The sequence below is a fragment of the Streptomyces sp. NPDC048441 genome, assembly GCF_043200235.1.
GTDB lineage: Bacteria > Actinomycetota > Actinomycetes > Streptomycetales > Streptomycetaceae > Streptomyces.
In genome coordinates this window covers 210,859-234,196 of the sequence record NZ_JBICXM010000014.1, presented here as the reverse complement: position 1 = coordinate 234,196, position 23,338 = coordinate 210,859, and the positions used below count along the sequence as shown (strand labels likewise).

The 23,338-nt window shown below is 69.7% G+C and carries 26 protein-coding genes; 15 read left to right on the top strand and 11 right to left on the bottom strand.

Annotated features, from left to right (window positions below):
- Positions 1–55: 55 nt before the first annotated feature.
- On the top strand, positions 56–805 hold the full coding sequence (locus ACGFSB_RS30435; protein ID WP_393405840.1) for a TIGR00730 family Rossman fold protein: 750 nt from the start codon (positions 56–58) through the stop codon (positions 803–805).
- Positions 806–865: 60 nt separating this feature from the next.
- On the opposite strand, the gene folP is transcribed toward ACGFSB_RS30435, so the two are convergent.
- Positions 866–1,726, bottom strand: coding sequence for a dihydropteroate synthase (folP, locus tag ACGFSB_RS30430; RefSeq protein WP_393405838.1), 861 nt, complete (start codon positions 1,724–1,726; stop codon positions 866–868).
- 123 nt (positions 1,727–1,849) lie between these two features.
- Here folP and ACGFSB_RS30425 point away from each other — a divergent pair, with 123 nt between their 5' ends.
- Both ACGFSB_RS30425 and ACGFSB_RS30420 read left to right on the top strand, forming a co-directional pair.
- Complete coding sequence (locus tag ACGFSB_RS30425) at positions 1,850–2,221, top strand: DivIVA domain-containing protein (protein WP_393405836.1); 372 nt, start codon at positions 1,850–1,852, stop codon at positions 2,219–2,221.
- Positions 2,218–2,793 (top strand): DNA-3-methyladenine glycosylase I, encoded by a 576-nt coding sequence (locus ACGFSB_RS30420; protein WP_393405834.1) that lies wholly within the window; start codon positions 2,218–2,220, stop codon positions 2,791–2,793. The genes ACGFSB_RS30425 and ACGFSB_RS30420 overlap by 4 nt, the downstream gene beginning before the upstream one ends.
- Here the strand turns inward: ACGFSB_RS30420 and ACGFSB_RS30415 are convergent.
- On the bottom strand, positions 2,790–3,590 hold the full coding sequence (locus tag ACGFSB_RS30415) for an enoyl-CoA hydratase/isomerase family protein (protein WP_393405832.1): 801 nt from the start codon (positions 3,588–3,590) through the stop codon (positions 2,790–2,792). The two genes, ACGFSB_RS30420 and ACGFSB_RS30415, sit on opposite strands and share 4 nt — an antisense overlap.
- Positions 3,591–3,910: 320 nt before the next feature.
- Between ACGFSB_RS30415 and ACGFSB_RS30410 the strand changes: the two genes are divergently transcribed.
- The gene (locus ACGFSB_RS30410) at positions 3,911–4,078 is read left to right on the top strand and encodes a DUF3117 domain-containing protein (protein ID WP_003966491.1); all 168 of its coding nucleotides are present in this window, start codon (positions 3,911–3,913) and stop codon (positions 4,076–4,078) included.
- Positions 4,079–4,225: 147 nt separating this feature from the next.
- On the opposite strand, the gene ACGFSB_RS30405 is transcribed toward ACGFSB_RS30410, so the two are convergent.
- Positions 4,226–4,924: an O-methyltransferase gene (locus ACGFSB_RS30405; protein ID WP_393405914.1), complete on the bottom strand. Its 699-nt coding sequence runs from the start codon at positions 4,922–4,924 to the stop codon at positions 4,226–4,228.
- Between the two features lie 153 nt (positions 4,925–5,077).
- On the opposite strand from ACGFSB_RS30405, the gene sigE reads away from it, so the two are divergent.
- The 5 genes from sigE (at position 5,078) to ACGFSB_RS30380 (ending at position 10,263) form a co-directional block, all read left to right on the top strand.
- A complete protein-coding gene (gene sigE / locus ACGFSB_RS30400) occupies positions 5,078–5,845 on the top strand; it encodes an RNA polymerase sigma factor SigE (RefSeq protein ID WP_393405830.1) in 768 nt (255 codons plus the stop codon).
- Entirely contained in the window at positions 5,842–6,897 is a 1,056-nt protein-coding gene (locus tag ACGFSB_RS30395) for an anti-sigma factor family protein (protein WP_393405828.1), read from the top strand. Before sigE ends, ACGFSB_RS30395 begins: the two co-directional genes overlap by 4 nt.
- A 124-nt stretch (positions 6,898–7,021) precedes the next feature.
- Positions 7,022–8,833 carry a trypsin-like peptidase domain-containing protein gene (locus tag ACGFSB_RS30390; RefSeq protein WP_393405826.1) on the top strand — a complete coding sequence of 604 codons (1,812 nt, stop codon included), beginning with the start codon at positions 7,022–7,024 and terminating at the stop codon, positions 8,831–8,833.
- An 82-nt stretch (positions 8,834–8,915) separates the two neighbouring features.
- Positions 8,916–9,404, top strand: coding sequence for a sec-independent translocase (locus tag ACGFSB_RS30385; RefSeq protein ID WP_393405824.1), 489 nt, complete (start codon positions 8,916–8,918; stop codon positions 9,402–9,404).
- A 196-nt stretch (positions 9,405–9,600) separates the two neighbouring features.
- A complete protein-coding gene (locus ACGFSB_RS30380; protein WP_393405822.1) occupies positions 9,601–10,263 on the top strand; it encodes a hypothetical protein in 663 nt (220 codons plus the stop codon).
- A gap of 89 nt (positions 10,264–10,352) precedes the next feature.
- Here the strand turns inward: ACGFSB_RS30380 and ACGFSB_RS30375 are convergent, their stop codons facing one another.
- Genes ACGFSB_RS30375 through ACGFSB_RS30365 form a run of 3 tightly spaced genes read right to left on the bottom strand, consistent with a single transcriptional unit; the run spans position 10,353 to position 13,373 of the window.
- Positions 10,353–11,486 carry an Mrp/NBP35 family ATP-binding protein gene (locus tag ACGFSB_RS30375; RefSeq protein ID WP_393405820.1) on the bottom strand — a complete coding sequence of 378 codons (1,134 nt, stop codon included), beginning with the start codon at positions 11,484–11,486 and terminating at the stop codon, positions 10,353–10,355.
- A gap of 44 nt (positions 11,487–11,530) precedes the next feature.
- The gene (locus ACGFSB_RS30370; protein WP_393405818.1) at positions 11,531–12,106 is read right to left on the bottom strand and encodes a DUF1003 domain-containing protein; all 576 of its coding nucleotides are present in this window, start codon (positions 12,104–12,106) and stop codon (positions 11,531–11,533) included.
- Complete coding sequence (locus ACGFSB_RS30365) at positions 12,093–13,373, bottom strand: magnesium transporter MgtE N-terminal domain-containing protein (RefSeq protein WP_393405816.1); 1,281 nt, start codon at positions 13,371–13,373, stop codon at positions 12,093–12,095. Before ACGFSB_RS30365 ends, ACGFSB_RS30370 begins: the two co-directional genes overlap by 14 nt.
- A 257-nt stretch (positions 13,374–13,630) precedes the next feature.
- Between ACGFSB_RS30365 and ACGFSB_RS30360 the strand changes: the two genes are divergently transcribed.
- On the top strand, positions 13,631–14,353 hold the full coding sequence (locus ACGFSB_RS30360) for a hypothetical protein (protein ID WP_393405912.1): 723 nt from the start codon (positions 13,631–13,633) through the stop codon (positions 14,351–14,353).
- Between the two features lie 7 nt (positions 14,354–14,360).
- Here ACGFSB_RS30360 and ACGFSB_RS30355 read toward each other — a convergent pair whose 3' ends face one another.
- Together ACGFSB_RS30355 and ACGFSB_RS30350 are read right to left on the bottom strand one after the other, a co-directional pair.
- A complete protein-coding gene (locus tag ACGFSB_RS30355; RefSeq protein ID WP_393405814.1) occupies positions 14,361–14,873 on the bottom strand; it encodes a hypothetical protein in 513 nt (170 codons plus the stop codon).
- A gap of 23 nt (positions 14,874–14,896) precedes the next feature.
- A complete protein-coding gene (locus ACGFSB_RS30350; protein ID WP_393405812.1) occupies positions 14,897–16,006 on the bottom strand; it encodes a magnesium and cobalt transport protein CorA in 1,110 nt (369 codons plus the stop codon).
- Positions 16,007–16,479: 473 nt separating this feature from the next.
- On the opposite strand from ACGFSB_RS30350, the gene ACGFSB_RS30345 reads away from it, so the two are divergent.
- The gene (locus tag ACGFSB_RS30345) at positions 16,480–17,064 is read left to right on the top strand and encodes a suppressor of fused domain protein (protein WP_393405810.1); all 585 of its coding nucleotides are present in this window, start codon (positions 16,480–16,482) and stop codon (positions 17,062–17,064) included.
- Positions 17,065–17,082: 18 nt separating this feature from the next.
- On the opposite strand, the gene ACGFSB_RS30340 is transcribed toward ACGFSB_RS30345, so the two are convergent.
- Entirely contained in the window at positions 17,083–18,336 is a 1,254-nt protein-coding gene (locus ACGFSB_RS30340) for an MFS transporter (RefSeq protein WP_393405808.1), read from the bottom strand.
- Positions 18,337–18,520: 184 nt separating this feature from the next.
- On the opposite strand from ACGFSB_RS30340, the gene ACGFSB_RS30335 reads away from it, so the two are divergent.
- From ACGFSB_RS30335 to ACGFSB_RS30325, 3 genes are all read left to right on the top strand, one after another.
- A complete protein-coding gene (locus tag ACGFSB_RS30335) occupies positions 18,521–19,162 on the top strand; it encodes a DUF6758 family protein (protein WP_393405806.1) in 642 nt (213 codons plus the stop codon).
- A gap of 169 nt (positions 19,163–19,331) precedes the next feature.
- Positions 19,332–20,198, top strand: coding sequence for a PHP domain-containing protein (locus ACGFSB_RS30330; RefSeq protein WP_393405804.1), 867 nt, complete (start codon positions 19,332–19,334; stop codon positions 20,196–20,198).
- Positions 20,199–20,273: 75 nt separating this feature from the next.
- A complete protein-coding gene (locus tag ACGFSB_RS30325) occupies positions 20,274–20,879 on the top strand; it encodes a MarC family protein (RefSeq protein WP_393405802.1) in 606 nt (201 codons plus the stop codon).
- Positions 20,880–20,975: 96 nt separating this feature from the next.
- On the opposite strand, the gene ACGFSB_RS30320 is transcribed toward ACGFSB_RS30325, so the two are convergent.
- Positions 20,976–21,128 carry a hypothetical protein gene (locus tag ACGFSB_RS30320; protein ID WP_363308038.1) on the bottom strand — a complete coding sequence of 51 codons (153 nt, stop codon included), beginning with the start codon at positions 21,126–21,128 and terminating at the stop codon, positions 20,976–20,978.
- 209 nt (positions 21,129–21,337) lie between these two features.
- Here ACGFSB_RS30320 and ACGFSB_RS30315 point away from each other — a divergent pair, with 209 nt between their 5' ends.
- Positions 21,338–22,234, top strand: a complete 897-nt coding sequence (locus tag ACGFSB_RS30315) for an NYN domain-containing protein (protein WP_393405799.1) — start codon at positions 21,338–21,340, stop codon at positions 22,232–22,234.
- Here ACGFSB_RS30315 and ACGFSB_RS30310 read toward each other — a convergent pair.
- Positions 22,231–23,085: an alpha/beta fold hydrolase gene (locus tag ACGFSB_RS30310; protein WP_393405797.1), complete on the bottom strand. Its 855-nt coding sequence runs from the start codon at positions 23,083–23,085 to the stop codon at positions 22,231–22,233. The two genes, ACGFSB_RS30315 and ACGFSB_RS30310, sit on opposite strands and share 4 nt — an antisense overlap.
- Between the last annotated feature and the right edge of the window lie 253 nt (positions 23,086–23,338).

The window sequence follows — 23,338 nt, the reverse complement described above, 5'->3', positions numbered from 1 at the left end:
GTAGACCTACGCTGAAGTGCACGTCGAGCAAGACCGTCAGCGGAAGGGGATCTTCATGGGGAGTCCAGAAACGCAGGGACTGCCGGAGGAGCAGCACTTGGGGCCTGTGGTGCGGCGGCGTGAGCAGATCACCCCCGGCACCACCGATCAGCGGCTCCTCGACACCGAGGGCGAGTCGGAGTGGGTGCACACCGACCCCTGGCGGGTCATGCGCATCCAGTCGGAGTTCGTGGAGGGCTTCGGCGCGCTCGCCGAACTCCCCAGCGCCATCAGCGTCTTCGGCTCGGCGCGCACGCCGGTCGATTCGGCCGAGTACGACGCGGGAGTCCGCATCGGCAAGGCGCTGGTCGACGCGGGCTTCGCGGTGATCACCGGGGGCGGGCCCGGCGCCATGGAGGCGGCCAACAAGGGCGCACGCGAGGCCAAGGGCGTCTCTGTCGGCCTCGGCATCGAGCTGCCCTTCGAGCAGGGGCTCAACGAACACGTCGACATCGGTGTGAACTTCCGCTACTTCTTCGTACGGAAGACGATGTTCGTGAAGTACGCGCAGGGCTTCGTCGTCCTGCCCGGAGGTCTCGGCACCCTGGACGAGCTCTTCGAGGCCCTCACCCTCGTCCAGACCCGCAAGGTGACCCGATTCCCCATCGTCCTGTTCGGCTCCGCCTACTGGGGCGGACTCGTCGACTGGCTGCGGGACACGGTGGTGGCGGGCGGCAAGGCATCCGAGCGCGATCTGCACCTGTTCCACATCACGGACGACGTGGACGAGGCGGTCGCCCTGGTGACCAAGGAAGTCGGCAGGTAGGTCCGACGAGCCTCGCCGGGCGGGCCCTCTTCGCGGCCCGTCCGGCGTTCTTCACCGGGGTCAGGCCAGTCCCCGCCGGGCCACAGCGGGATCCCGGTGCCCGGCGATCGTCGCGACCATGTCCAGGACCTGCCGCGTCTCGGCGACCTCGTGCACCCGGTACACCTGAGCGCCCAGCCACGCCGACACCGCGGTCGTGGCGAGCGTCCCCACCACCCGCTCCTTGACCGGCTTGTCGAGCGTCTCCCCGACGAAGTCCTTGTTGGACAGGGACACGAGTACGGGCCACCCGGTCTCGACCATCTCCCCGAGCCGCCGCGTCGCCTCGAGCGAATGCCGTGTGTTCTTACCGAAGTCGTGCCCGGGGTCGATCATCACGGACTCCCGCGGCACCCCGAGCGCGACCGCGCGCTCGGCCAGGCCGAGGGTGACCGAGAGGATGTCGGCCATGACGTCCTCGTACGTCGTCCGGTGCGGACGGGTCCGCGGTTCCGCACCGCCCGCGTGCGTGCACACCAGGCCCACTCCGTAGCGCGCGGCGACCTCCGCGAGCCGGGGATCGACCCCGCCCCACGCGTCGTTCAGGAGATCCGCCCCGGCCTCGCAGACCGCCTCGCCGACCTCGTGCCGCCAGGTGTCGACGCTGATGACGACGTCAGGGAATCGCTTGCGCACATCGGCGACGAAGCCGACCGTCCGCCGCGCCTCCTCCTCGGCCGTCACCTCATCGCCGGGACCCGCCTTGACCCCGCCGATGTCGATGATGGCGGCGCCCTCCGACACGGCCTCCTCCACGCGGGCGAGCGCGGGCTCGTCGCGGAACGTGGCGCCCTGGTCGTAGAAGGAGTCAGGGGTCCGGTTCACGATCGCCATGATCACCGGCTCGTGCGCGTCGAATTCACGCCTGCCAAGCCTGAGCATCCCCGGTGAACCTCCTCTGTCGATACCGCGGTGGACCGCCTGTGACCTTAACTGTCAGAGGCGCATGGCACGATCAGACCCTGACAGTTTCAGCACGGCAGTCGAGCGTGGGGGCCTGAAGAGATGGTCTTGTTCTTGTTCCTGGTCATCGCCCTCGTCGTGGTGGTCGGCGCGGTGACACTGGCCGTGGTGGGTGGTGGGGAGAGCGGCGCGCTGCCGGACGCGGCGCCCGAGCGGTTCGCCGACCCGCTGCCCCCGGACCGCGCCCTGCGCCGCGCGGACGTCGAAGCACTGCGCTTCCCGCTGACCCTGCGGGGCTATCGCATGGTGGACGTGGACGACGCCCTCGGCCGCCTCGCCGCCGAACTGGCCGAGCGCGACGCCCACATCGCGGAGCTGGAGGCGGCACTCGCCGGAGCCCAGGCCACCGCGGTCGGCGGACCTGGCCTCTTGAAGACGCAGAAGGACGCGGCCGAAGAGGAGGACGACCAGTGAGCGGCGACGCGGTGGCGGGCCCGGACGGCAGACTCCGCTGCCCCTGGGGCCTCTCGACCGAGGACTATGTGGCGTACCACGACGAGGAGTGGGGCCGCCCGGTCCACGGGGACGACGCGCTGTACGAACGCCTCTGCCTGGAGGCCTTCCAGTCGGGCCTCTCCTGGATCACGATCCTGCGCCGCCGCGAGGGCTTCCGCACCGCCTTCGCCGGTTTCAGGATCGCCGAGGTCGCCCGGTTCACGGACGCCGACCGGGAGCGCCTCCTCGCCGACCCCGGCATCATCCGCAACCGCGCCAAGATCGACGCGACGCTGGCCAACGCGCGCGTGCTCGTCGACTGGGCGGACGGCGATCTGGACGAGCTGATCTGGTCGCATGCCCCGGACCCGGCCTCTCGCAAGGCCCCGGGCGCCCTGGCCGACGTACCGGCGATCACGCCCGAGTCCACGGCCCTGTCCAAGGCCCTGAAGAAGCACGGCATCCGGTTCGTCGGCCCCACCACGGCGTACGCCCTCATGCAGGCCTGCGGCCTGGTGAACGACCACCTTGAGGACTGCGTGATCCGCTAGCGGCCCAAGTACTTCGGCTTCGCCTTGTCCAGGAACGCCTGGACGGCGATCGCGTGGTCCTCGGACGCGCCCGCCTTCGCCTGGAGCTCGTCCTCCTTCTCCAGGGACTCCTCCAGGGTGTGGCCCGCCGCGTAGGCGAGGGACTCCTTGAGGGCCCCGTAGGCGAGCGTCGGGCCCTCGGCCAGGGTGCGGGCAAGCTCCAGTGCCTCGGACGCCAACTCGGTCTCCGGTACGACCTTGTTGACGAGGCCCAGGTCGTACGCCTCCTGTGCGCCGATGTTGCGCGGGAACAGCAGCAGATCGGCGGCCCGGCCCGGCCCGATCAGGCGCTGAAGTGTCCAGGAGACGCCCGAGTCGGCGGTCAGCGCGACACCGGCGAAGGAGGTGTTGAAGCGCGCGGTGTCCGCGACGATGCGGTAGTCGGCGGCGAGCGCGAAGCCGAGGCCCGCTCCGGCTGCGACGCCGTTGACGCCCGCGACGACCGGCTTCGCCATCCCGGTGAGCGCCCGCATGATCGGGTTGTAGTGCTCGCGCACCGTGCTCATCGTCTGCCCTGAGCCCGACGCGCGGTCAGCCATGAGCGAACCCACGTGCTCTTTCAGGTCCTGTCCCACGCAGAAGGCGCGCCCGGTCGCGGTGAGCAGTACGGCGCGGACCGCGGGGTCCGACTCGGCCGACTGCGCCGCCTCCCGCAGGGCGACCTTGGCCTCGGTGTTCATCGCGTTCATCGCCTCGGGGCGGTTGAGCGTGATCGTCGCGAGCCCGTCGCTCACCTCGTAGAGCACGGTGTCGGCCATGGTGAATCCCCTCCAGTGGTCCTGCGGCGGTCATCTTTGTCCGAGTCCAGCATGACGGAGATCATCCGGCTCCGACATGAGGGGAGATATGTGACCTGCGTCAAAGAATTCCTGGTCCTGGAGGCGTAAGAGGCGGCGCAGTATCGCAGCCACATCGCCGAATTGAGTGGTTTTGCGGGCGCGCGTTGCGCAAGCGATGCAGACCGATGTTGGTCATCGGGTCCTGCCATGCGGGATAATGGCCTGGAAGCAATGTGTTCGATGCCGGTGACACCTGGGTTGTCGGCTGCGATGAGCTGGTTTCAGGAAGGGGAACGAGCATGGCGGCCATGAAGCCGCGGACGGGCGACGGCCCGCTCGAGGTGACCAAGGAGGGGCGGGGCATCGTCATGCGCGTTCCGCTCGAAGGCGGCGGACGACTTGTCGTCGAACTGACTCCGGACGAAGCCGATGCACTCGGCGACGCCCTGAAGAAGGTCGTCGGCTGACGCGGAAGCGCCCGAACATTTCACTGCCCCGGCACGTATGACGCGCCGGGGCAGTGCTGTCTCTGGGGGCGCCCCGAAGGGGCGCGGGGAACGGCGCGACCAGCCACGATGCACCCGCAGGTGCATACGGCGAACCCCGCGGAACGATCAACGCTTAACGGCGCACAGCAGCCCATCGCCCACCGGCAGCAACGCCGGCATCAGATCATGGCTCTCGCGCATGGTGCGAAGAAGCTCGCGGATCCGCAGTACGTCGGCAGGCTGCGGACCGGAGTCCACCGTCCTGCCGTCGGCGAAGGCGCCCTCGAAGCAGACGAGTCCGCCGGGGCGCAGCAGGCGCAACGATTCAGCGAGGTAGTCCAGGTACTCCGTGCGGTCACCGTCACAGAAGACGAGGTCGTAGCCGCCGTCCGCGAGCCGCGGCAGTACGTCGAGCGCGCGGCCGGGGATGAATCGCGCGCGGTTGCCCGCGAATCCGGCGGCACGGAAGGCCTCACGGGCGAACTGCTGACGGTCGGGCTCGGGATCGACGGTGGTCAGGACGCCGTAGGGCCGCATTCCGTGCAGAAGATGGATTCCGGACACGCCCGTGCCTGTCCCGATCTCGGCCACGGCTTTGGCGTCAAGCGTGGCGGCGAGCATCCGCAGCGCGGCGCCGGTACCGGGAGACACCGAGGGCAGCCCTGCCTCCTGGGCCCGGTCACGGGCCCAGCGCGCTGCCTCGTCCTCGGCGACAAAGGCGTCGGCGAACGCCCAGCTCGTCTGCCGGTTGCCGGTAATGGCCCTCTCCTGTCCCCGTGGATGCCTGGCCGTGACTGTATCCGTTGGGGGTGGGAACCCGCAGATGGGACCGGGCGTTTAGTAGGGGTAGGCGGACGTCGGGGGTAACGAATGGATCAAGACTGGATGCGGGCCCTTCGGCCAGGCAGGGTGCCTGGCAGGACGCTCGTACCAAATTCCAGTAAAAACGCTTATCCGGAGCTAACGGGCGAGGTGGTTATGGTAGGGGCTCCACTGGACACCACCAGAGCCGACAGGGGAGGTGCGGCTGCGTCCGCAGATCGGAGAGGAGCGCTGAGGCGCTTTCTCAGGTTGGCGGGTGAGCCGAAATCCGTGACCGACACCGCTGACCGATTCCACACCGCCAGCTCCGCTCAGACCGCGACCTTTGCCGCTGATGCGGAATCGCAGGCGTGGACTCCCCCCACCTGGGAGGAGATCGTCAGCACGCACAGCGGACGGGTCTATCGCCTGGCGTATCGCCTGACCGGCAATCAGCACGACGCCGAGGATCTTACGCAAGAGGTCTTCGTCCGTGTCTTCCGGTCCCTCTCGACATACACCCCCGGCACGTTCGAGGGCTGGCTGCACCGCATCACCACGAACCTCTTCCTGGACATGGTGCGCCGCAAGCAGCGCATCCGCTTCGACGCCCTCGGGGACGACGCGGCGGAGCGCCTGCCGAGCCGTGAGCCGTCGCCGCAGCAGGTCTTCAACGACACGCACTTCGACGCGGACGTGCAGCAGGCGCTCGACACCCTCGCTCCCGAGTTCCGCGCCGCAGTGGTCCTGTGCGACATCGAAGGTCTTTCGTACGAGGAGATCGCCGCGACCCTGGGCGTCAAGCTGGGCACGGTCCGCAGCCGTATCCACCGTGGCCGTTCGCAGTTGCGCAAGGCCCTTCAGCACCGGTCGCCCGAAGCCCGCGCCGAGCGCCGCTCGCTCGCAGGAGCCGTGGCGCTGGGAGGAGGGGGCGCGACCGAGTGAGTGGATCACGGTCGAATCCTGCCGAGGGACACCTGGCCGAGCAGCATCTGGGGGACCGACTCGCCGCCCTGGTGGACGGCGAGTTGGGCCATGACGCGCGTGAGCGAGTCCTCGCTCACCTCGCGACCTGTCCGAAGTGCAAAACCGAGGCCGACTCGCAGCGGCGGCTCAAGAGTGTCTTCGCGGAGGCGGCACCGCCGCCTCCCTCCGAGAGTTTCCTGGCACGCCTTCAAGGGCTGCCCGGCGGTGGCAGCGAGCCTCCCACTGGTCCGAGGCCGCCCGGAAGCGGAGGCTTCGCCACCGCGGACACGGAGTCCGCTGGACTGCCGCCGACCGGAATCTTCGGCGTGAGACCCGAGACCTTCGGCTATGCGCCCTCGGGTGCACATGCCGCGGTGCTGCCGAGCTCAGGGCGCGGTTTCCGCGTCCATGACATGAGCCGTCATGACGTCAGCCGCCACGAGGTCGAGCGGTCGCTGTGGCGCGGGCGGCGGTTCGCCTTCGCCGCCGCGGGCGCGGTGTCGCTGGCCGCGATAGCGCTCGGCGGCGTCACCTCGGGCGTTCCCGCCGACCCGGGCGAGCCGCGCGCGGGCTCGGGCAGCAGCAACAGCTCTGGCAGCAGCAGCAACAGCAATGCCTCGCCGCTGCGGTCGCAGGGGTCGGGTGCCACGACGGCTCCCGACTCCGTCCGCCGCCGTGGCAGCGGACCCCTGTCCGTACAGGGCAAGCGTCCTGGCGTTCTCGCGGCGCCGGTCGCGCCGACGGAGGCGGCAGGACCCCTGTTGCCGGGGGCTCCCGCACGGGGTCCTCGCATCCAGCAGCCCGAGTCCGTGGCCGGTGGGCAGCAGGTTACGACGCCGATGCTGACCGCCGCGGCGATCATGTCCCCGTTGATCCGCCCGGTCTCTCCCGTCGCCCCCGGCGGCACGTCTCCTGCCGGTGTCGTGCCGACTCTGGGCGGCGTGGCTTCGGCGGCCGCGGCGGATCCGACGCGGGCCGCCGCGTCCTCGCCCATCGAGGGCACGTTGCAGGGCACTTCGCAGATCCGCTGACGTGCCCTGCGCTTCGGCGCGGGAACCTGGTTGAATCCTCGGTGGGCCGTGCCTGGCCGAGGCTTGTGGCGGGCGCGGAGTTGAGCACGAACGGCGTCCGCCGTAGGCCAGGTGTGGGGAGAGCATGGACGAGGGCAAGCCCACGAAGGCGAAATGGTGGAGTCGCCCCAGGTCGGCGTCCGCGCCTGACGGCACGGAGCCGGAGCGGCATGGCCCCGATGACGAGGCGATAGGCACCGCCGGGCGAGCGGATGACGCGTCCGGCGACTTCACCTTGGCAGCGGCGACGCCTGCGGCCGCCGGCCCGGATTCGGAGCAGGCGCCGGGCTCCGGCTTCGCCCCCGAGCCCGTGCCCAGCCCTGCGCCTGGTTCTGAGCCTGGTTCTGGGCCCGGCTCCACCGCGGTGGAGCCGGCCGACGCGGCGCCCGCTGACCGCCCTCGCCCCCTGCATGATCCCGATCCGTACAGCACCCCGCCCTACGGAGAGCCCGGCCCCTGGGCCCCCGCCCCGCCCGTGCAGCACCCGGTGGCGACCCCGGCGCACGGCACGCAGCTCCCGGCAGCGGCCCCCAACGGCACCCCGCCACACGGCACCCCCGGCCCCACGCCCCCACAGGGCGTCGCCCTGCAGCCGCAGGCCCCGCACCCGCAGCCCGCCCCGCAGCCCCAGGCCCCTCAAGCGCACCCCCAGCACCCCCAGCAGCCTCAGCCTCACCCCCACCCCCAAGCACCCCCGCCGCCCCGCCAGCCTTACGACCCCTGGAACGCCCCCCTCCAGCAGAGCGGTGCCGTTCCTGTCGATCCTGTCGACGCGGCGAAGGAGAAGAAGCGGGTGCGGCGGATCATCCTGGTCCTGGTCGCCGTCATCACCCTCGTGTCCGGCGGCATCGGCGGAGCCATCGGCGCCTATCTCGAGCGCAACGGCGGCGTCACGGACATCGAGCTGCCGCAGGCGGACCCGCAGCACAAGGCGCGGGCCAAGGACAGCGTGGCCGGGATCGCCGCGAGTTCGCTGCCCGGGGTCGTGACCCTGCACGTCAGCGGCGACGACGCGCAGGGCACAGGCACCGGCTTCGTGCTCGACGGCAAGGGGCACATCCTCACCAACAACCACGTCGTCGAGCCCGCCGGGACCGGCGGCGAGATTTCGGTGACCTTCAGTGGCGGCGAGAGTGCCAAGGCGGAGGTCATCGGACGCGACTCCGGGTACGACCTCGCAGTGGTCAAGGTCTCCGGCGTACGCGGACTCAAGCCGCTGCCCCTCGGCAACTCCGAGAACGTCCAGGTGGGCGACCCCGTCGTGGCCATCGGCGCCCCCTTCGACCTGGCCAACACAGTCACCTCCGGCATCATCAGCGCCAAGGAGCGCCCCATCACCGCCGGTGGGGAGAAGGGCGACGGCAGCGACATCAGTTACGTCGACGCGTTGCAGACCGACGCACCCATCAACCCCGGCAACTCCGGCGGCCCCCTGGTCGACTCCGATTCCCGCGTCATCGGCATCAACAGCGCCATCCGCTCCGCCGACGAGGGCGCGGCGCCCGACGGCGGCCAGGCGGGTTCCATCGGCCTCGGCTTCGCCATCCCCATCAACCAGGGCAAGAGAGTCGCCGAAGAGCTGATCAACACGGGTAAGGCCACGCACCCTGTGATAGGCGTCACGCTCGACATGGAGTACACGGGCGACGGAGCCCGCGTCGGCGCCAAGGGCAAGGACGGCGGTCCCGCCGTGAACGAGGGCGGTCCCGGCGACCGTGCGGGAATCAAGCCGGGCGACACCATCACCGAAGTGGACGGTCAGCGCATTCACTCCGGAGACGAGCTCATCGTCAAGATTCGCGCCCACCGCCCGAAGGACAGCCTCGAATTGACGGTCCAGCGCGATGGAAAGGACCGGAAAGTGACCCTCGTGCTCGGCGCGTCGGGCGGGAACTGATCGACGTCCGTCGCCCAGCGGCTACCGGACGTACAGGAACGCCGGGTACCGTGGACCCGGTCCGGACGGCAAGGAGCTCAAGGTGTTCTCAGACATTGGCCCGCTCGAGGTAGTGGCGCTGATCATCCTCGCCGTGCTCGTTTTCGGCCCGGACAAGCTGCCCAAGCTCATTCAGGATGCCACGCGGACCATCCGTAAGATCCGCGAGTTCTCGGACAGCGCCAAGGCGGACATCCGCAGTGAACTCGGCCCGGAATTCAAGGACTTCGAGTTCGAGGACCTGAATCCGAAGACCTTCATCCGCAAGCAGCTCGACAACGACGAGCTCGGCCTGAAGGAAATCCGGAACGGCTTCGACCTGAAGAAGGAGATGGCCGAGGTCACGGACGCCGTGCACGGGCGCGAGAGCGAATCCGCCGACGGCACGACCGGCACAGACGCTGCGTCCGACGCCGCCACGGGCGGCGGCCGTATCGACATGGCCAAGAAGGACGGCCGGATCGACATGGACAAGAAGCCCGAGAAGGCCGCGCCCATCGAGCCCCCGCCGTTCGACGCGGACGCCACCTGACCTCCTGCTGACCTCCTGCGACTCACCCGCCGTACGCCCCTGAGCGAGCCCCGGGGCACTCCCTTCGAGCCACCCGTACGCCGACCGGGATCCCAGCTTCCGGAACAGGTGTGGCTATCCTGCCTTGTTGTCCGGCTGAGGACGCCCGAGGGGGGCGGGCCCGCGGACCGATGAGAACGAGGAGGCGGCCGGGTACATGGAGACGACAAGTCGCGTGAGCGCGCAGGCGCCGACCGCGGACGGCACCGCACAGGCGATGCCCTCCGCCCGGCGCACGGTCGACAGCTATCTGCTGGCACCCTTCCCCTGGTACGGCCTGGACGAGGCCTTCACGGGGCAGCGCTGGCTGATGCAGGTCGGCACCGCCGCGGACGGCGCGGTGGAGCACGGCTCCATCGGCCACGGTGATGAGCCGTCGGTACGCAGCGAAGGCACGCAGGACACGGAGCGCTTCGCGGCCGTGGTGACCGTCGCGGCCAACCCGGTGCGGCGCAGCCCGGACGGCACGGGCCTGCTCGAGGCGACCTCGGTGTCGTCGGCGGCCTGGCTCGCCGGCGTGGGGCTGCTGGCCTTCACCTGGCCGAGCCAGATGGACCACACGCTGCGCGACGACTGGCTCGACCAGCAGACCGAGACGGCATGGGTCCTCGCGGACGATCTGCGGGGCGAGGACTGGTCGACGCTCTCGCTCCCGGTGGACGGCGTGCCGACGTCGTTCCACTACCGCGAGTCGGAGTTCGGCTGGGTGCTCGCCGGTTCCACCAAGCAGGGCGTGCACCTGGGCGCGTACGGGCGCGGCATGAGCGCGTACGGCCTGGGCTTCTCGGTGGTCAAGGACATCCACGAATACGACGCCTAGCGCCGTCTAGCGCCTCGCACAGTTACGTACGCCGATGGGGCGCCGCTCATGACGAGCGGCGCCCCATCGGCGTACGTACGGCTGAGGCCTCAGAACTTGTTGCGCGGGGTGACCCCCAGGCTCATGCCCGCGAGGCCGCGCTGGCGGCCGCCCAGCTTGCCCGCGATCGTGCGGAGCGCCGAGCCCGCGGGGGACTCCGGGTCCGTCAGGACGACCGGCTTGCCCTCGTCGCCGCCCTCGCGCAGGCGGACGTCGATCGGGATGGAGCCGAGGACGGGGACGTTGGTGCCGGTGGTCTTGGTGAGGCCCTCGGCGACCCGCTGGCCGCCGCCCGTGCCGAAGACGTCGACCATCTCGTCGCAGTGCGGGCAGGGCAGGCCCGACATGTTCTCGACGACGCCGACGATCTTCTGGTGGGTCTGCACCGCGATGGAGCCCGCGCGCTCGGCGACCTCGGCCGCGGCCTGCTGGGGCGTCGTCACGACGAGGATCTCGGCGTTCGGGACCAGCTGCGCGACGGAGATCGCGATGTCGCCGGTGCCCGGCGGCAGGTCGAGGAGCAGGACGTCGAGGTCGCCCCAGAAGACGTCCGCGAGGAACTGCTGGAGTGCGCGGTGGAGCATCGGGCCGCGCCAGACGACCGGGGCGTTGCCCGGCGTGAACATGCCGATCGAGATGACCTTCACGCCGTGCGCCGACGGCGGCATGATCATGTCCTCGACCTGGGTGGGCTTGCCGTCAGCGCCCAGCATCCTGGGCACGGAGTGGCCGTAGATGTCGGCGTCCACGACGCCGACCTTCAGGCCGTCCGCCGCCATCGCGGCCGCGAGGTTCACCGTCACCGACGACTTGCCGACGCCGCCCTTGCCGGACGCCACTGCGTAGACCCGGGTCAGCGAGCCCGGCTTGGCGAAGGGGACCTCGCGCTCGGCGGTGCCACCGCGCAGCGCGCTCGCCAGTTCCTTGCGCTGTTCGTCGCTCATCACGTCGAGGGTGACGTCGACGCGCGTGACGCCCTCGACTGCGGCGACCGCGTCGGTCACGTTCTTCGTGATGGTCTCGCGCATCGGGCAGCCGGAGACCGTGAGGTACACGGTGACCGCTACCGCCCCATCGGCGGCGATATCGACCGATTTGACCATCCCCAATTCGGTGATGGGTCGATGGATCTCGGGGTCGTTCACCGTCGACAGTGCTTCACGCACCGCGTCTTCCATAGCCATACGACCGATAGTACGGCGCGGTAACCCTGCTCCGGAAAGGGTGGTCAACGGTCGCCTACATCACTCCCGCCGCGCTCCTCGGCAGGGAATACGACACGGTTCGCCATCCGCTGCTCCTCCAGCTCCCTGACCAGGTCCTGGAGTTCGGAACGGATCCAGTCGCGGGTGGCGACCTCGCCGAGGCCCATGCGCAGTGCGGCGATCTCACGGCTCAGATATTCGGTGTCCGCGATGGAGCGCTCGTTCTGCTTGCGGTCCTGTTCGAGATTGACCCGGTCCCGGTCGTCCTGCCGGTTCTGCGCGAGCAGGATCAGCGGAGCCGCGTAGGACGCCTGGAGGGAGAGCGCGAGGGTCAGGAACAGGAAAGGGAACGGGTCGAAGCGCAGCTCCTGGGGTGCCGAGACGTTCCAGACGACCCACACGATGATGGTGATCGTCATCCAGACGATGAAGCGCCCCGTGCCAAGGAAGCGCGCGATGCGCTCCGAGAGCCGCCCGAAGGCCTCGGGGTCGTACTCCGGAAGGAGCTTGCGGCGCGGTGGCCGCGGCTGGTCGAGCCGGAAGCGGGGCGTGGCCCGCGGCTCGGCGCGCCCGTCCCGCTCGCGGTCAGCCGGCGGCACCGGGCGTCTCCTCCTCCAGGTGAAACTCGGTCTCGCGCCAGTCGTCGGGCAGCATGTGGTCGAGCACGTCGTCGACGGTGACCGCACCGAGCAGCGAGCCGCCCTCGTCGACGACGGGTGCCGCCACCATGTCGTACGTCGCGAAGAACCCGGCGACCCCGTGCAGCGAGGTCTCCGGGGCGAGCGTCTGAAGATCGTCGTCGAGGATCGAGCTGACCAGTGTGTACGGCGGATCGCGCAGGAGCCGCTGGAAGTGCACGGTGCCCAGGTACTTGCCCGTCGGCGTCTCGTCCGGCGGACGGCATACATAGACCTGCGCGGCGAGCGCGGGGGAGAGGTCCTGCTGGCGCACCCGCGCCAGGGCGTCCGCGACCGTCGCGTCGGGCCTGAGCACGATCGGCTCGGTCGTCATCAGACCGCCCGCGGTGCGCTCCTCGTAAGCCATCAGACGCCGCACATCGGCCGCGTCGTCCGGCTGCATCAGGGTGAGCAGCCGCTCTTTGTCGTCCTCGGGCAGCTCGGCGAGCAGGTCGGCGGCGTCGTCCGGGTCCATGGCCTCCAGGACGTCGGCGGCGCGCTCCTCCTTGAGCTTGCCGAGGATCTCGATCTGGTCGTCCTCGGGGAGCTCTTCGAGTACGTCGGCGAGCCGGTCGTCGTCGAGGGCGGCGGCCACCTCGGCCCGCCGCTTGGGCGACAGATGGTGCAGGACGTTGGCGAGGTCGGCGGGGCGCAGCTGCTCGAAGGTGGCGAGCAGGCTCTCGGCGCCCTGGCCGTGCTCTTCCAGAGAGAAGCCGTCGACCGCGGACCACTCGACGGTGAGCGTCTCGCCCTTGCGCCGGAAGGTGCCTCCCTTCCCTTTACGTACGAAGACCCGGTCGATCTCCCAGTCGCGCCGGGCAGGCAGCTGCTGCACCGCCACGTCGAGGACGGTCACCTCCTCGCCCGTCTCGACCAGATGGACCCGCCGGTCGAGCATCTCGCCGAGCACGAGCCGCTCGGTGGGCCGCTGCTCGAAGCGCCGCACGTTCAGGACGCCGGTGGTGATGACCTGGCCCGTCTCGATGCCGGTCACGCGGGTCATGGGCAGGAAGATGCGGCGGCGCGTGGACAGCTCGACGACGAGGCCGAGCAGCCGGGGCGGTCTGCGCTGCACCCGGAGCATCGCCACCAGGTCGCGCACCCGGCCCACCTGGTCGCCGTTCGGGTCGAAGACCGCGGTGCCCGCCAGATGCGAGACGAAGACCCGGGAGGCGCTTGCCGCCCTCACACGCGCCCTCCTCCGCTCACTGCGAGCTCCTGGTGTTTTCTGCCGTTCTGTCAGGTAATGCGGGCTTCAGGCTAGCCCGTCCCGGTCGGATCCGCCCCGGCGGAGCGTCCGGCAGGACTGGGGGCGATGCAACTGGTCAGCACGGGTACGCTGCCGTACTGCCGTAGCCGTAGCCGTCGTCCCCACGAGAGGCAGCGCCCCCTGTGACCGTTATTCCCCTGGCCCGCCGCACCCGCAAGGCGGCACTCGTGAGCGCGATGTGCGCGGGTCTCGTCGTGGGGGTCACCGGTCTCACCGGGTGCAGCAGCGACAAGGACCCGGACGCGGGCACGAACGGCATCGGCAAGCTCTCCGCCGCGAAGATCCAGAGCAAGTCCCGCGCGGCGGCCGACGCGGCCCCCACGGTGCGGCTCTCGGGCACCCTGGTCAGCAAGGGCCACACGTACAAGCTCGACATGCGCCTCAAGGACAACGGCGGCACCGGCTCGGTCACCTCGAAGGGGGAGACCTTCCAACTCCTTCGGGTCGGCAAGCAGCTCTTCCTGAAGGCCGACTCCGCCTTCTGGACCCACAAGGACGCCAAGGGCGGCGGCGAGAAGCCCGGCAAGACGGACGACGCCGCCGCGGCCAAGCTCAACGGCAAGTTCGTGAAGGTCCCCGCGGGGGACGCGGCCTACAAGCAGCTGAGCGGCTTCACCGACAAGGACCTCCTCCTGGAGGGCATGCTCGCCCTGCACGGCAAGCTCGCCACCGGCGACCGCGGCACGACGTCCGGCAACCCCAGCATCGAGGTCACCGGCGACAAGGGCGCGGGCGGCACCCTGGACGTCGCGCTCAAGGGCAAGCCCTACCCGCTGAGCCTGGAGCGCGCGGGCGACGCGGGCTCACTCCGGCTCAGCGACTGGGGCAGGGACTTCACCCTCAGCGAGCCGGAGAAGGACGAGATGGTGGACTACGGAGAGCAGCTGCCCGAGTCCTGAGGGCGCGCTAGCTCCGCCGCTTCTTCCGCTTGAAGAGCAGCCGGGGCAGCGCATCGGGCACGGGCTTCCGGGTGGTCGCCACGGTCGGCAGCGGCGGGGCCGCGAGGGAGCCTTCGGGCAGGTCGGTGATCGTGTCCTGCGGGGTGAGGCGGACGACCCGGCACTCGTCGGCCCAGCGCTGCGGCATCCGTTCGCCGTCGGGGGCGTTCAGACGCTTGCCCTTGAGCTCGGCGACGGCCGCCTCCCACGCCTCTGAGTGCGGCACGAGCTCGGTCACCTTCGCGGTCCAGGCGATGAGCCTGCCGCCCTTGTCCTTGCTGCGTACGGTCACTTCGGCGGTGCCGCCGTCGACGAGACCGGGCAGCGGCTGCTCGCCGGGGCCGTCGCCGATCAGGCAGACGGCGCCCTCGTGCCATACGTGCCACAGGGCGCGGTCCGGTCCTTCGCCGCGCACCCAGATGAGGCCCGACTTCTTGGTGGCCTCCTCGAGGAGGGCCTGGGCGAGCAGCGTTTCTGTCATGCGCGCAGCCTACCGAGTGGGTGCTACAGCCAGCCGTTGCGCTTCAGAGTGCGGTGGATGGTGTAGCAGGCACCGGCGATGAGGCCGAGGACCATCGGGTAGCCGAAGCGCCAGTGCAGCTCGGGCATGTGGTCGAAGTTCATGCCGTAGACCCCGCAGACCGCCGTCGGCACGGCGATGATCGCCGCCCAGGAGGTGATCTTGCGCATGTCCTCGTTCTGCGCGACCGCGGCCTGCGCCAGATTGGCCTGGAGGATCGAGTTGAGCAGCTCGTCGAAGCCGACGACCTGCTCCTGGACGCGGGCCAGGTGGTCGGCGACGTCACGGAAGTACTTCTGGATGTCCGGGTCGACGAGCCGCATCGGCCGCTCGCTGAGGAGCAGCATGGGCCTCAGCAGTGGCGAAACGGCCCGCTTGAACTCCAGGACCTCGCGCTTGAGCTGGTAGATCCGCCCCGCGTCGACACCCCGCGAAGTCCCTTTGCCCGGCGCCGAGAACACCTCGGTCTCGACGTCATCGATGTCGTCCTGCATGGCATCGGCCACCGCCAGATAGCCGTCGACCACATGGTCGGCGATGGTGTGCAGGACGGCGGAGGGGCCCTTGGCGAGCAGCTCGGGCTCCTCCTGGAGCCGGCGCCGCAGCGCGCGCAGCGAGCCGTGGCCGCCGTGCCGCACGGTGATGAAGAAGTCAGGACCGGTGAAGCACATCACCTCGCCGGTCTCCACGATCTCGCTGGTGGCGGTGAGTTCGGCGTGCTCGACGTAGTGGATGGTCTTGAAGACGGTGAAGAGCGTGTCGTCGTAGCGCTCCAGCTTGGGCCGCTGGTGGGCGTGCACGGCGTCCTCGACGGCGAGGGGGTGCAGCCCGAACTCGGCGGCGATACCGGCGAATTCGGCCTCGGTCGGCTCGTGCAGACCGATCCAGGCGAAGCCGCCGTCGCGACGCACCTGGAGCATCGCCTCGTGCGGCGTGAGCGTGTCGTGGCAGGCGGCGCGGCTGCCGTCGCGGTAGACGGCGCAGTCGACGACGGCTGAAGCGGCGTCACGGGTCGCGTCGTACGAGGTGTAGGCGTTGCCGTCCTTGCGGGGCGCGGGGCGGACGGCGGCGCGAAGGTCACGGATCATCGACATGGGCAGGCTCCTTCGACGGAGGCGGCCGGCGAACGGTTGGAACTACCCGGAATGGGGACGTCCTGCTGAGGATGTTTGGCACGTCCACAAAGCGGGGAGCACCGCACCATCGCGGTGGCAGCTTCGCTACTGACTCAGACCGGAGAACTCAGAGAGATCAGGTGGAAACGAAGTGCTCTTCCGTCGCACGCGAGCACGGGGAGTGCAGGCGCACAGTGGCAGCTACAGAGCTGCGTGAGGTGTCAGACGGAAGAACGGGTGGTACTGCACGGTCGACTTCGATCCATGGCAGCCCCACCTCCTCCGGCCGGTCCCCCGTAGGGGAGTCCCAAAGCGCGTAGCGCGCGAAGTCATCTGTCCGGGCTTGAGAGCGCGCTCTGCGTGCTGCCCGGAACCAGCGGCCAACACTATCAGCCGACAGAAGTGTCAAGCCCCGCCTTTACCCAGCACTGACGAGTTCTATGCTCAGCGTCATGGCTGATGTTCTTGCTCTGGTCGAGGCCCGTCTCCGTACTGGCCTCGGTGAACCGGACGCCCGCGCCGCGGTGACCTTCCTCGGCACCGACCGCGTAGAAGTGCTGCGTTTCACGGACGGGGACGTGGTCAGGTACGCCACCCTCGGTATGTCGGCCCAGCCGATGGCCGATCCGACCGCCGCCCTCGCCGACCCGGTCAAGGGCCCGCGCGCGGAACTGGTGTTGTCGGTAAGAGGAGGCGTCGCCGACACGGACAAGGTCCTGCGCCCCCTCGCGGTCCTGGCGGCCTCGCCCCAGGTCGAGGGCCTGATCGTGGCACCCGGCGCCTCACTCGACGTGGGTGAACCACTGTGGCCCGGCGCGCAGTTCACTTCGGTCCTCGTCGCGGAGCCCGGCGGTCTGGTGGAGGACCTGGAGCTCGACGAGCCGATGGAGGCCGTACGTTTCCTGCCGCTGCTGCCCATGACGCCGAACGAGGCGGCGTGGAAGCGGGTGCACGGCGCGCAGGCACTCCAGGAGCGGTGGCTGAGCAGCGGAACGGACCTGCGCGATCCGCTGCGCAGGTCCGTGTCACTGGACTGAAGTCCCGTATGCGGGGCGTCAGTTGGCGAAGACGGTGACGCCGTCCTCCGTCGCGTGCTTCGGTTCGAGTTCCTCGGCGTCATGGTTGAGGGAGTCCTTGCGGGCCCAGACCACGACCGCGCCGAGCACCGCCGTGACGGCCGCGACCACGAACGGGATGTGGATGTTGCTCCACTCCTCGATCTTCGGCGCGAAGAACGGCGCGGCGGCGGCGGCGAACCACCGGACGAAGTTGTAACCGGCGCTTGCCACCGGCCGCGGCGCGTCCGAGACGCCGAGTGCGAGCTCCGTGTAGACGGTGTTGTTCACGCCGATGAAGGCGCCGGACAGGATCGTGCAGACGACGGCCGTCGTGTGGTCGCCGTACCCGAGCACCAGCACGTCCACCGCGAGCAGGACGAGCGAACCGCCGAGCACCTTCAGCGAGCCGAACTTCGCCTGTAGTCGCGGGGCAACGAGCACCGAGAAGACCGCGAGCAGCAGACCCCAGGCGAAGAAGATCGCACCCGATTTGTACGGGGTCGTGTTCAGCACGAACGGTGTGAAGGCCAGGACGGTGAAGAACGTGTAGTTGTAGAAGAACGCGGAGGCGGCGGCTGACGCGAGCCCGCCGTGGCCGAGTGCCTTGATCGGTGCGAGCAGGGACGTCTTCTGCGCGGGCTTCGGCTGCTCCTTCAGGAACGCCGTGATGCAGAGGAAGCCGACCGCCATCAGGGCCGCGGTGCCGAAGAAGGGGTAGCGCCAGCTGGCGTTGCCGAGCACCGCGCCGAGCAGCGGCCCACATGCCATGCCGAGGCCCAGCGCCGACTCGTACAGCAGGATCGCAGCGGCGCTGCCGCCGGCCGCCGCTCCGACGATGACGGCGAGTGCGGTCGACACGAAGAGCGCGTTGCCGAGCCCCCATCCCGCGCGGAATCCGACGAGTTCGCCGACTGACCCCGAGGTCCCGGCGAGCCCCGCGAAGACCACGACGAGCGCGAGACCGAGGAGCAGGGTCTTCTTGCCGCCGATCCGGCTGGAGACGAAGCCGGTCACCAGCATCGCGACCGCGGTGATCAGGAAGTACGAGGTGAAGAGCAGGGAGACCTGGCTGGCCGACGCGTCGAGGCCCTTGGCGATGGAGGGGAGGATCGGGTCGACGAGCCCGATGCCCATGAAGGCGACGACGGACGCGCCTGCCGTGGCCCAGACGGCTTTCGGCTGACGCAGAAGGCTGGTCGCTCCCTCGTCGAATGGGTCCCCTTCGGAGGGCCCTCCTGTACTGCTTCTCATGCCTGCTCCTTAGCGGCTTCCGTAGCGGCTTTCCGTAGCGCTCCGGCCGAGATCGTTGACGTATACACATATTAGTTAGCCAAGCTAAAAGATGCAAGCTACATCTAGTTTTGCCTGGTGACACGGCCACCGGACGGGTGATCGTCCTTGACGGGGCGACGACCGGGGAGGACCGTTGGGCGCTATGAGGGGCGAACCCAGTTGCCCGAAGTGTGGTGGCCGGGTCAGGGCTCCCGGTCTCTTTGCCGACTCCTGGCAGTGCGATGTGCACGGGACGGTGCATCCGCTGCAGCCTGTGATCCCGCCGAGCGTCGAGGCGCTCGAGGTGGTGGTGCACCGCGCGCAGGTGCCGGTGTGGATGCCGTGGCCGCTTCCGGTCGGCTGGCTTTTCACGGGCGTGGCCTGCGCGGGTGACGACCGCAGCGGCGGCCGTGCGACCGCCGTGGCCTGCTCGGGACCCGCGCCGCTCGGCGGCATGGGTGAGCTGGTCCTTGTCGCCGAGGAGCTCGGCGTCGGCCTCGGCGCGCGGTACGCGGGCATCGACGGACCGGACCCCGGGCCGTATCTGAACGTCGAGAAACCGGCGCAGGCCAAGGTCCTCGCGGCCGGCAGGCCGACGCCGATGTGGCATGTGGCGGGCACACCGGACGACCGCGCGGTCTTCGCGGGCGAGGCGCGCGGCCTCTGGCTGTGGGCGGTCGCCTGGCCGGAGCAGTCGGGCCTGATGATGTACGACGAGCTGGTGCTCACCGATCTGCGGGACGCGGGCGCGGAGGTGGATCTGCTGCCGTGCGGGGCGCTTTCGCCTCGGCTTCTGATGCCGTGAGGGGCCTTCAGGGGTGCCTCTCGGGCCTCAGGGGTGCCTCTCGGGCGCGTGAGGGGTGCCTCTCGGGCACGTGAGGGGCGTCTCCTCGGGGGCGGACGGCGGAACGTTCGCGTCCCGTTATCCTTGAGCGTCCCCGCCTTCCGCCCCGTCAGAGCCTGGAGTACACGTCGTGCGCATCGACTTGCACACCCACTCCACCGCTTCCGACGGCACGGACACCCCGGCCCAGCTGGTGAGCAACGCCGCCGCGGCCGGACTCGACGTCGTCGCGCTCACGGACCACGACACCACGCGCGGATACGCGGAGGCCATCAAGGCACTTCCCGCCGACCTCACTCTCGTCACCGGCGCCGAACTCTCCTGCCGCCTCGACGGCGTGGGCCTGCACATGCTGGCCTACCTCTTCGACCCCGAAGAGCCGGAGCTCGCCCGTGAGCGCGAGCTCGTGCGCGACGACCGGGTGCCGCGCGCGAAGGCGATGGTCGGCAAGCTCCAGGGGCTCGGCGTCGAGGTCACCTGGGAGCAGGTCGCGCGCATCGCGGGCGACGGCTCGGTCGGCCGCCCGCACATCGCCGAGGCCATGGTGGAACTTGGCGTCGTGCCCACCGTCTCGGACGCTTTCACCTCCGACTGGCTGGCCGACGGCGGCCGTGCGTACGCGGAGAAGCACGAGCTCGACCCCTTCGACGCGATCCGCCTGGTCAAGGCTGCGGGCGGTGTCACCGTCTTCGCGCACCCCGCGGCCGTCAAGCGCGGCCAGGTCGTGCCCGAGGCGGCGATAGCGGCACTGGCCGCCGCCGGTCTCGACGGCGTCGAGGCGGACCACATGGACCACGAACCGGCCATCCGTACCCGGCTGCACGGCCTCGCCGACGACCTCGGCATCCTGGCCACGGGGTCGAGCGACTACCACGGCAGCCGCAAGACGTGTGTGCTCGGGGAGTTCACCACCGACCCCGAGATCTACGGGGAGATCACGCGCCGGGCGACCGGTGCGTTCCCGGTGCCGGGGGCGGGCGGAGGCCCGGCCGCGTAAGGCGGCTGCCTCCACGTTCCTTGCCGCCCTCGCGCGGCATTTTCGTACGACTCACTTCACTGCAAGGCCATCACTGTGTTCGACGTTGCCGTCTTCGGATCCCTCTTTCTCACCCTTTTTGTGATCATGGACCCTCCTGGGATCACGCCGATCTTCCTCGGTCTCACCTCCGGCCGCCCCGCCAAGGTGCAGAAGAAGATGGCCTTCCAGGCCGTGTGCGTCGCCTTCGGCGTGATCGCGGTCTTCGGGCTCCTGGGCCATCAGATCCTCGACTACCTGCATGTCTCCGTCCCCGCGCTGATGATCGCGGGCGGGCTGCTCCTCCTGCTCATCGCGCTCGATCTGCTCACCGGCAAGAACGACGAGCCGAAGCAGACCAAGGACGTCAATGTCGCCCTCGTGCCGCTCGGTATGCCGCTGCTCGCGGGGCCCGGCGCGATCGTTTCCGTCATCCTTGCCGTCCAGAACGCCGACAGCGTTGCTACGCAGATCTCCGTCTGGGCGGCGATCGTGGCGATGCACGTCGTGCTGTGGCTGGTGATGCGCTACTCGCTGCTGATCATCCGGGTCATCAAGGACGGCGGTGTGGTCCTGGTGACGCGCCTCGCGGGCATGATGCTCTCCGCCATCGCGGTGCAGCAGATCATCAACGGCGTGACGCAGGTGATCAAGGGCGGCTAGAAGCGCCCTAGTTCCGCCGGGGGCGGTCATCGCCCCAGCTCGGACATGCCAAGGGCCCCCGTACCACTTGCGTACGGGGGCCCTTCAACCTGTGCGTTACGAGGCCGGGGATTCGGCCGGTCGGATATAGATGCGCTGGCCGATCGCTGCGGCCTGCTGCACGATCCGATTGACGGAGGCGGCGTCTACGACGGTCCGGTCCACGGCGGAGCCGTCGACGTCGTCGAGTCGCATGATTTCGAAGCGCATATGGCTTCTCCCTTCGTCTGGTCATCCTCCTGAAGGAGAACTACTGGAGTTGTGGTCACCGGGACAGCTGTGTCCGGCGTTCCAATGGGTAGAACGAGTTGCCCCCAGCAAACATTCCCTACGCTAAGGAAATTTTTCGACAGGCTAATTACCCACGAGTAGCGAGACTGTTTGTGTTCGCTGCGTGACCAGCGGGACAATGGACCCCAATGAACGACGAGATCGAGATCAGCGCCCAGCTTGAGCGCGCCAACAGCCTCCTCGAGCGCGTGCTCGCCGAGGTCGCGAAGACACCGTCCACGCACGCGATTTTCGTCGATGCCGGGTATGTGTACGCGGCTGCGGGGCGGCTCGCGGTCGGCACCGAGGACCGGCGGGCCTTCGACCTGGACGCGGAGGGGCTGATCGAGGCGTTCATCGACAAGGCGCGCACGATCTTCGCGGACAGCCGTCTGCTGCGCGTCTACTGGTACGACGGTGCACGGCGCCGGATCCACACGGTGGAGCAGCAGTCGATCGCGGAGCTGCCGGACGTCAAGGTCCGCCTGGGCAACCTCAACGCGAACAATCAACAGAAGGGCGTCGATTCCCTCATCAGGACGGACCTGGAGTCACTGGCCCGGCATCGCGCGATCAGCGACGCGGCGCTGATCGGGGGCGACGAGGACCTGGTCTCGGCGGTGGAGGCGGCGCAGGGTTACGGCGCGCGGGTCCATCTCTGGGGCATCGAGGCGTCCGAGGGCCGCAATCAGGCAGAGCCGCTGCTGTGGGAGGTCGACAGCCAGCGCACGTTCGACCTCGAGTTCTTCAAGCCGTACGTGTCCCGGCGCACCGCCGCGATGTCGTACGAGGGGGCGGGCACGCCACGGCCCTCGCGCGATGACGTGCGTTTCGTGGGCGCGCAGATCGCCGCGAAGTGGCTGGGCGCGCGGGGGCGCGCGGCGCTGGTGGACCTGCTGCCGGGGCATCCGTACCTGCCGGGGTCGGTGGACCAGGAGCTCCTGGTGGAGGCCGAGAAGCTGCTCGCGTACTCGCTGCGGGGCCAGTCGGACTTGCGGCGGGCACTGCGGGACGGCTTCTGGGAGCACTTGCAGACGCAGTACTAGCCGGTGGTGCTCCGGTTCCAGAAGGCGATGAGGGCTGCGGCGGTCTCCGCGGGCCGGTCGGTGTTGGGGGAGTGCTCGGCGCCGGCGATGACCGTGCGGTGCGCGTGCAGCCGGTCCGCCATGTCGTCGAGCCAGGCGACGGGCCACGTGTCGTCGCGCTCCCCGGATACGACGTGCTTGCGCAGCGGGACGGCGGCGAGCTCCGTGACGCGGTCGGGCTCGGCGCAGAGCTGCTTGCCGGTGGCGATGAGCTGGGCCGGGCTGTGCCGCAGCCAGCGCTCGCGGAGAACGTCACCGTCGAGGTCGGCTTCCTCGGGCGGATCCATGGCCTGGATGGCCGCCCAGGCCTCGGCCATCGAAAGGACGCCGAGCGCGTCCGTCAGCATCTTGGCGCGGGCCTGCTGCGAGGACGAGATGGCGGCGGGTCCCGAGGACATGAGGGTGAGCGAGGCGAAGGTGTCCGCGGGGGCGCGGAGGACGGCGGCACGGGCGATCTGCCCTCCGAGGGAGTGCCCGAGGAGGTGCGGCGCACCACCGACGGCGTCGGACTGCGCGAGGACGTCCTGGGCCAACTCGCCCTGAGAGTAAGCGTATTCGTCCTTCTCGGGGCCTCGGGTCTCGTACTGCCCGCGACCGTCCACGGAAACCGCCCGGTACCCGGCATCGGCGATGGGCCTGAGCAGGGCGATGAAGTCCTCCTTGCTCCCGGTGAATCCGGGGAGCAGCAGGACGGTGCCCTTGGCCTGACCGGCCGGGGGGCGGGCATCGAGCGTGGCGAAGTCGCCGCGCGCGGTCCGGAGACGCCGCGCGTCGACGCCGGGGGGCGGGGTGAAGGTGGGGGGCCTGCTCATGGGTTCGAGGCTATCCGTAGGCACGGGGCCTTGAGTGGGTGGGCGGCTTGGCGCTTGGTCCGCCAGTGCGGTGCCCCCGCCGCGGGTCAACGTTCCCGCGCTGCGCGCGGATCTTTCCCACCTGCGCCCGTGCCCCGCCGCGAGTCAACAATCCCGCGCTCCGCGCGGATCTTTCCCACCCACCCGCCCGATTGCCCTGTGGCTACGGGGGTGGGTCGGCATTCCCGTGCTCCGCGCGGATCTTTCCCGCCCG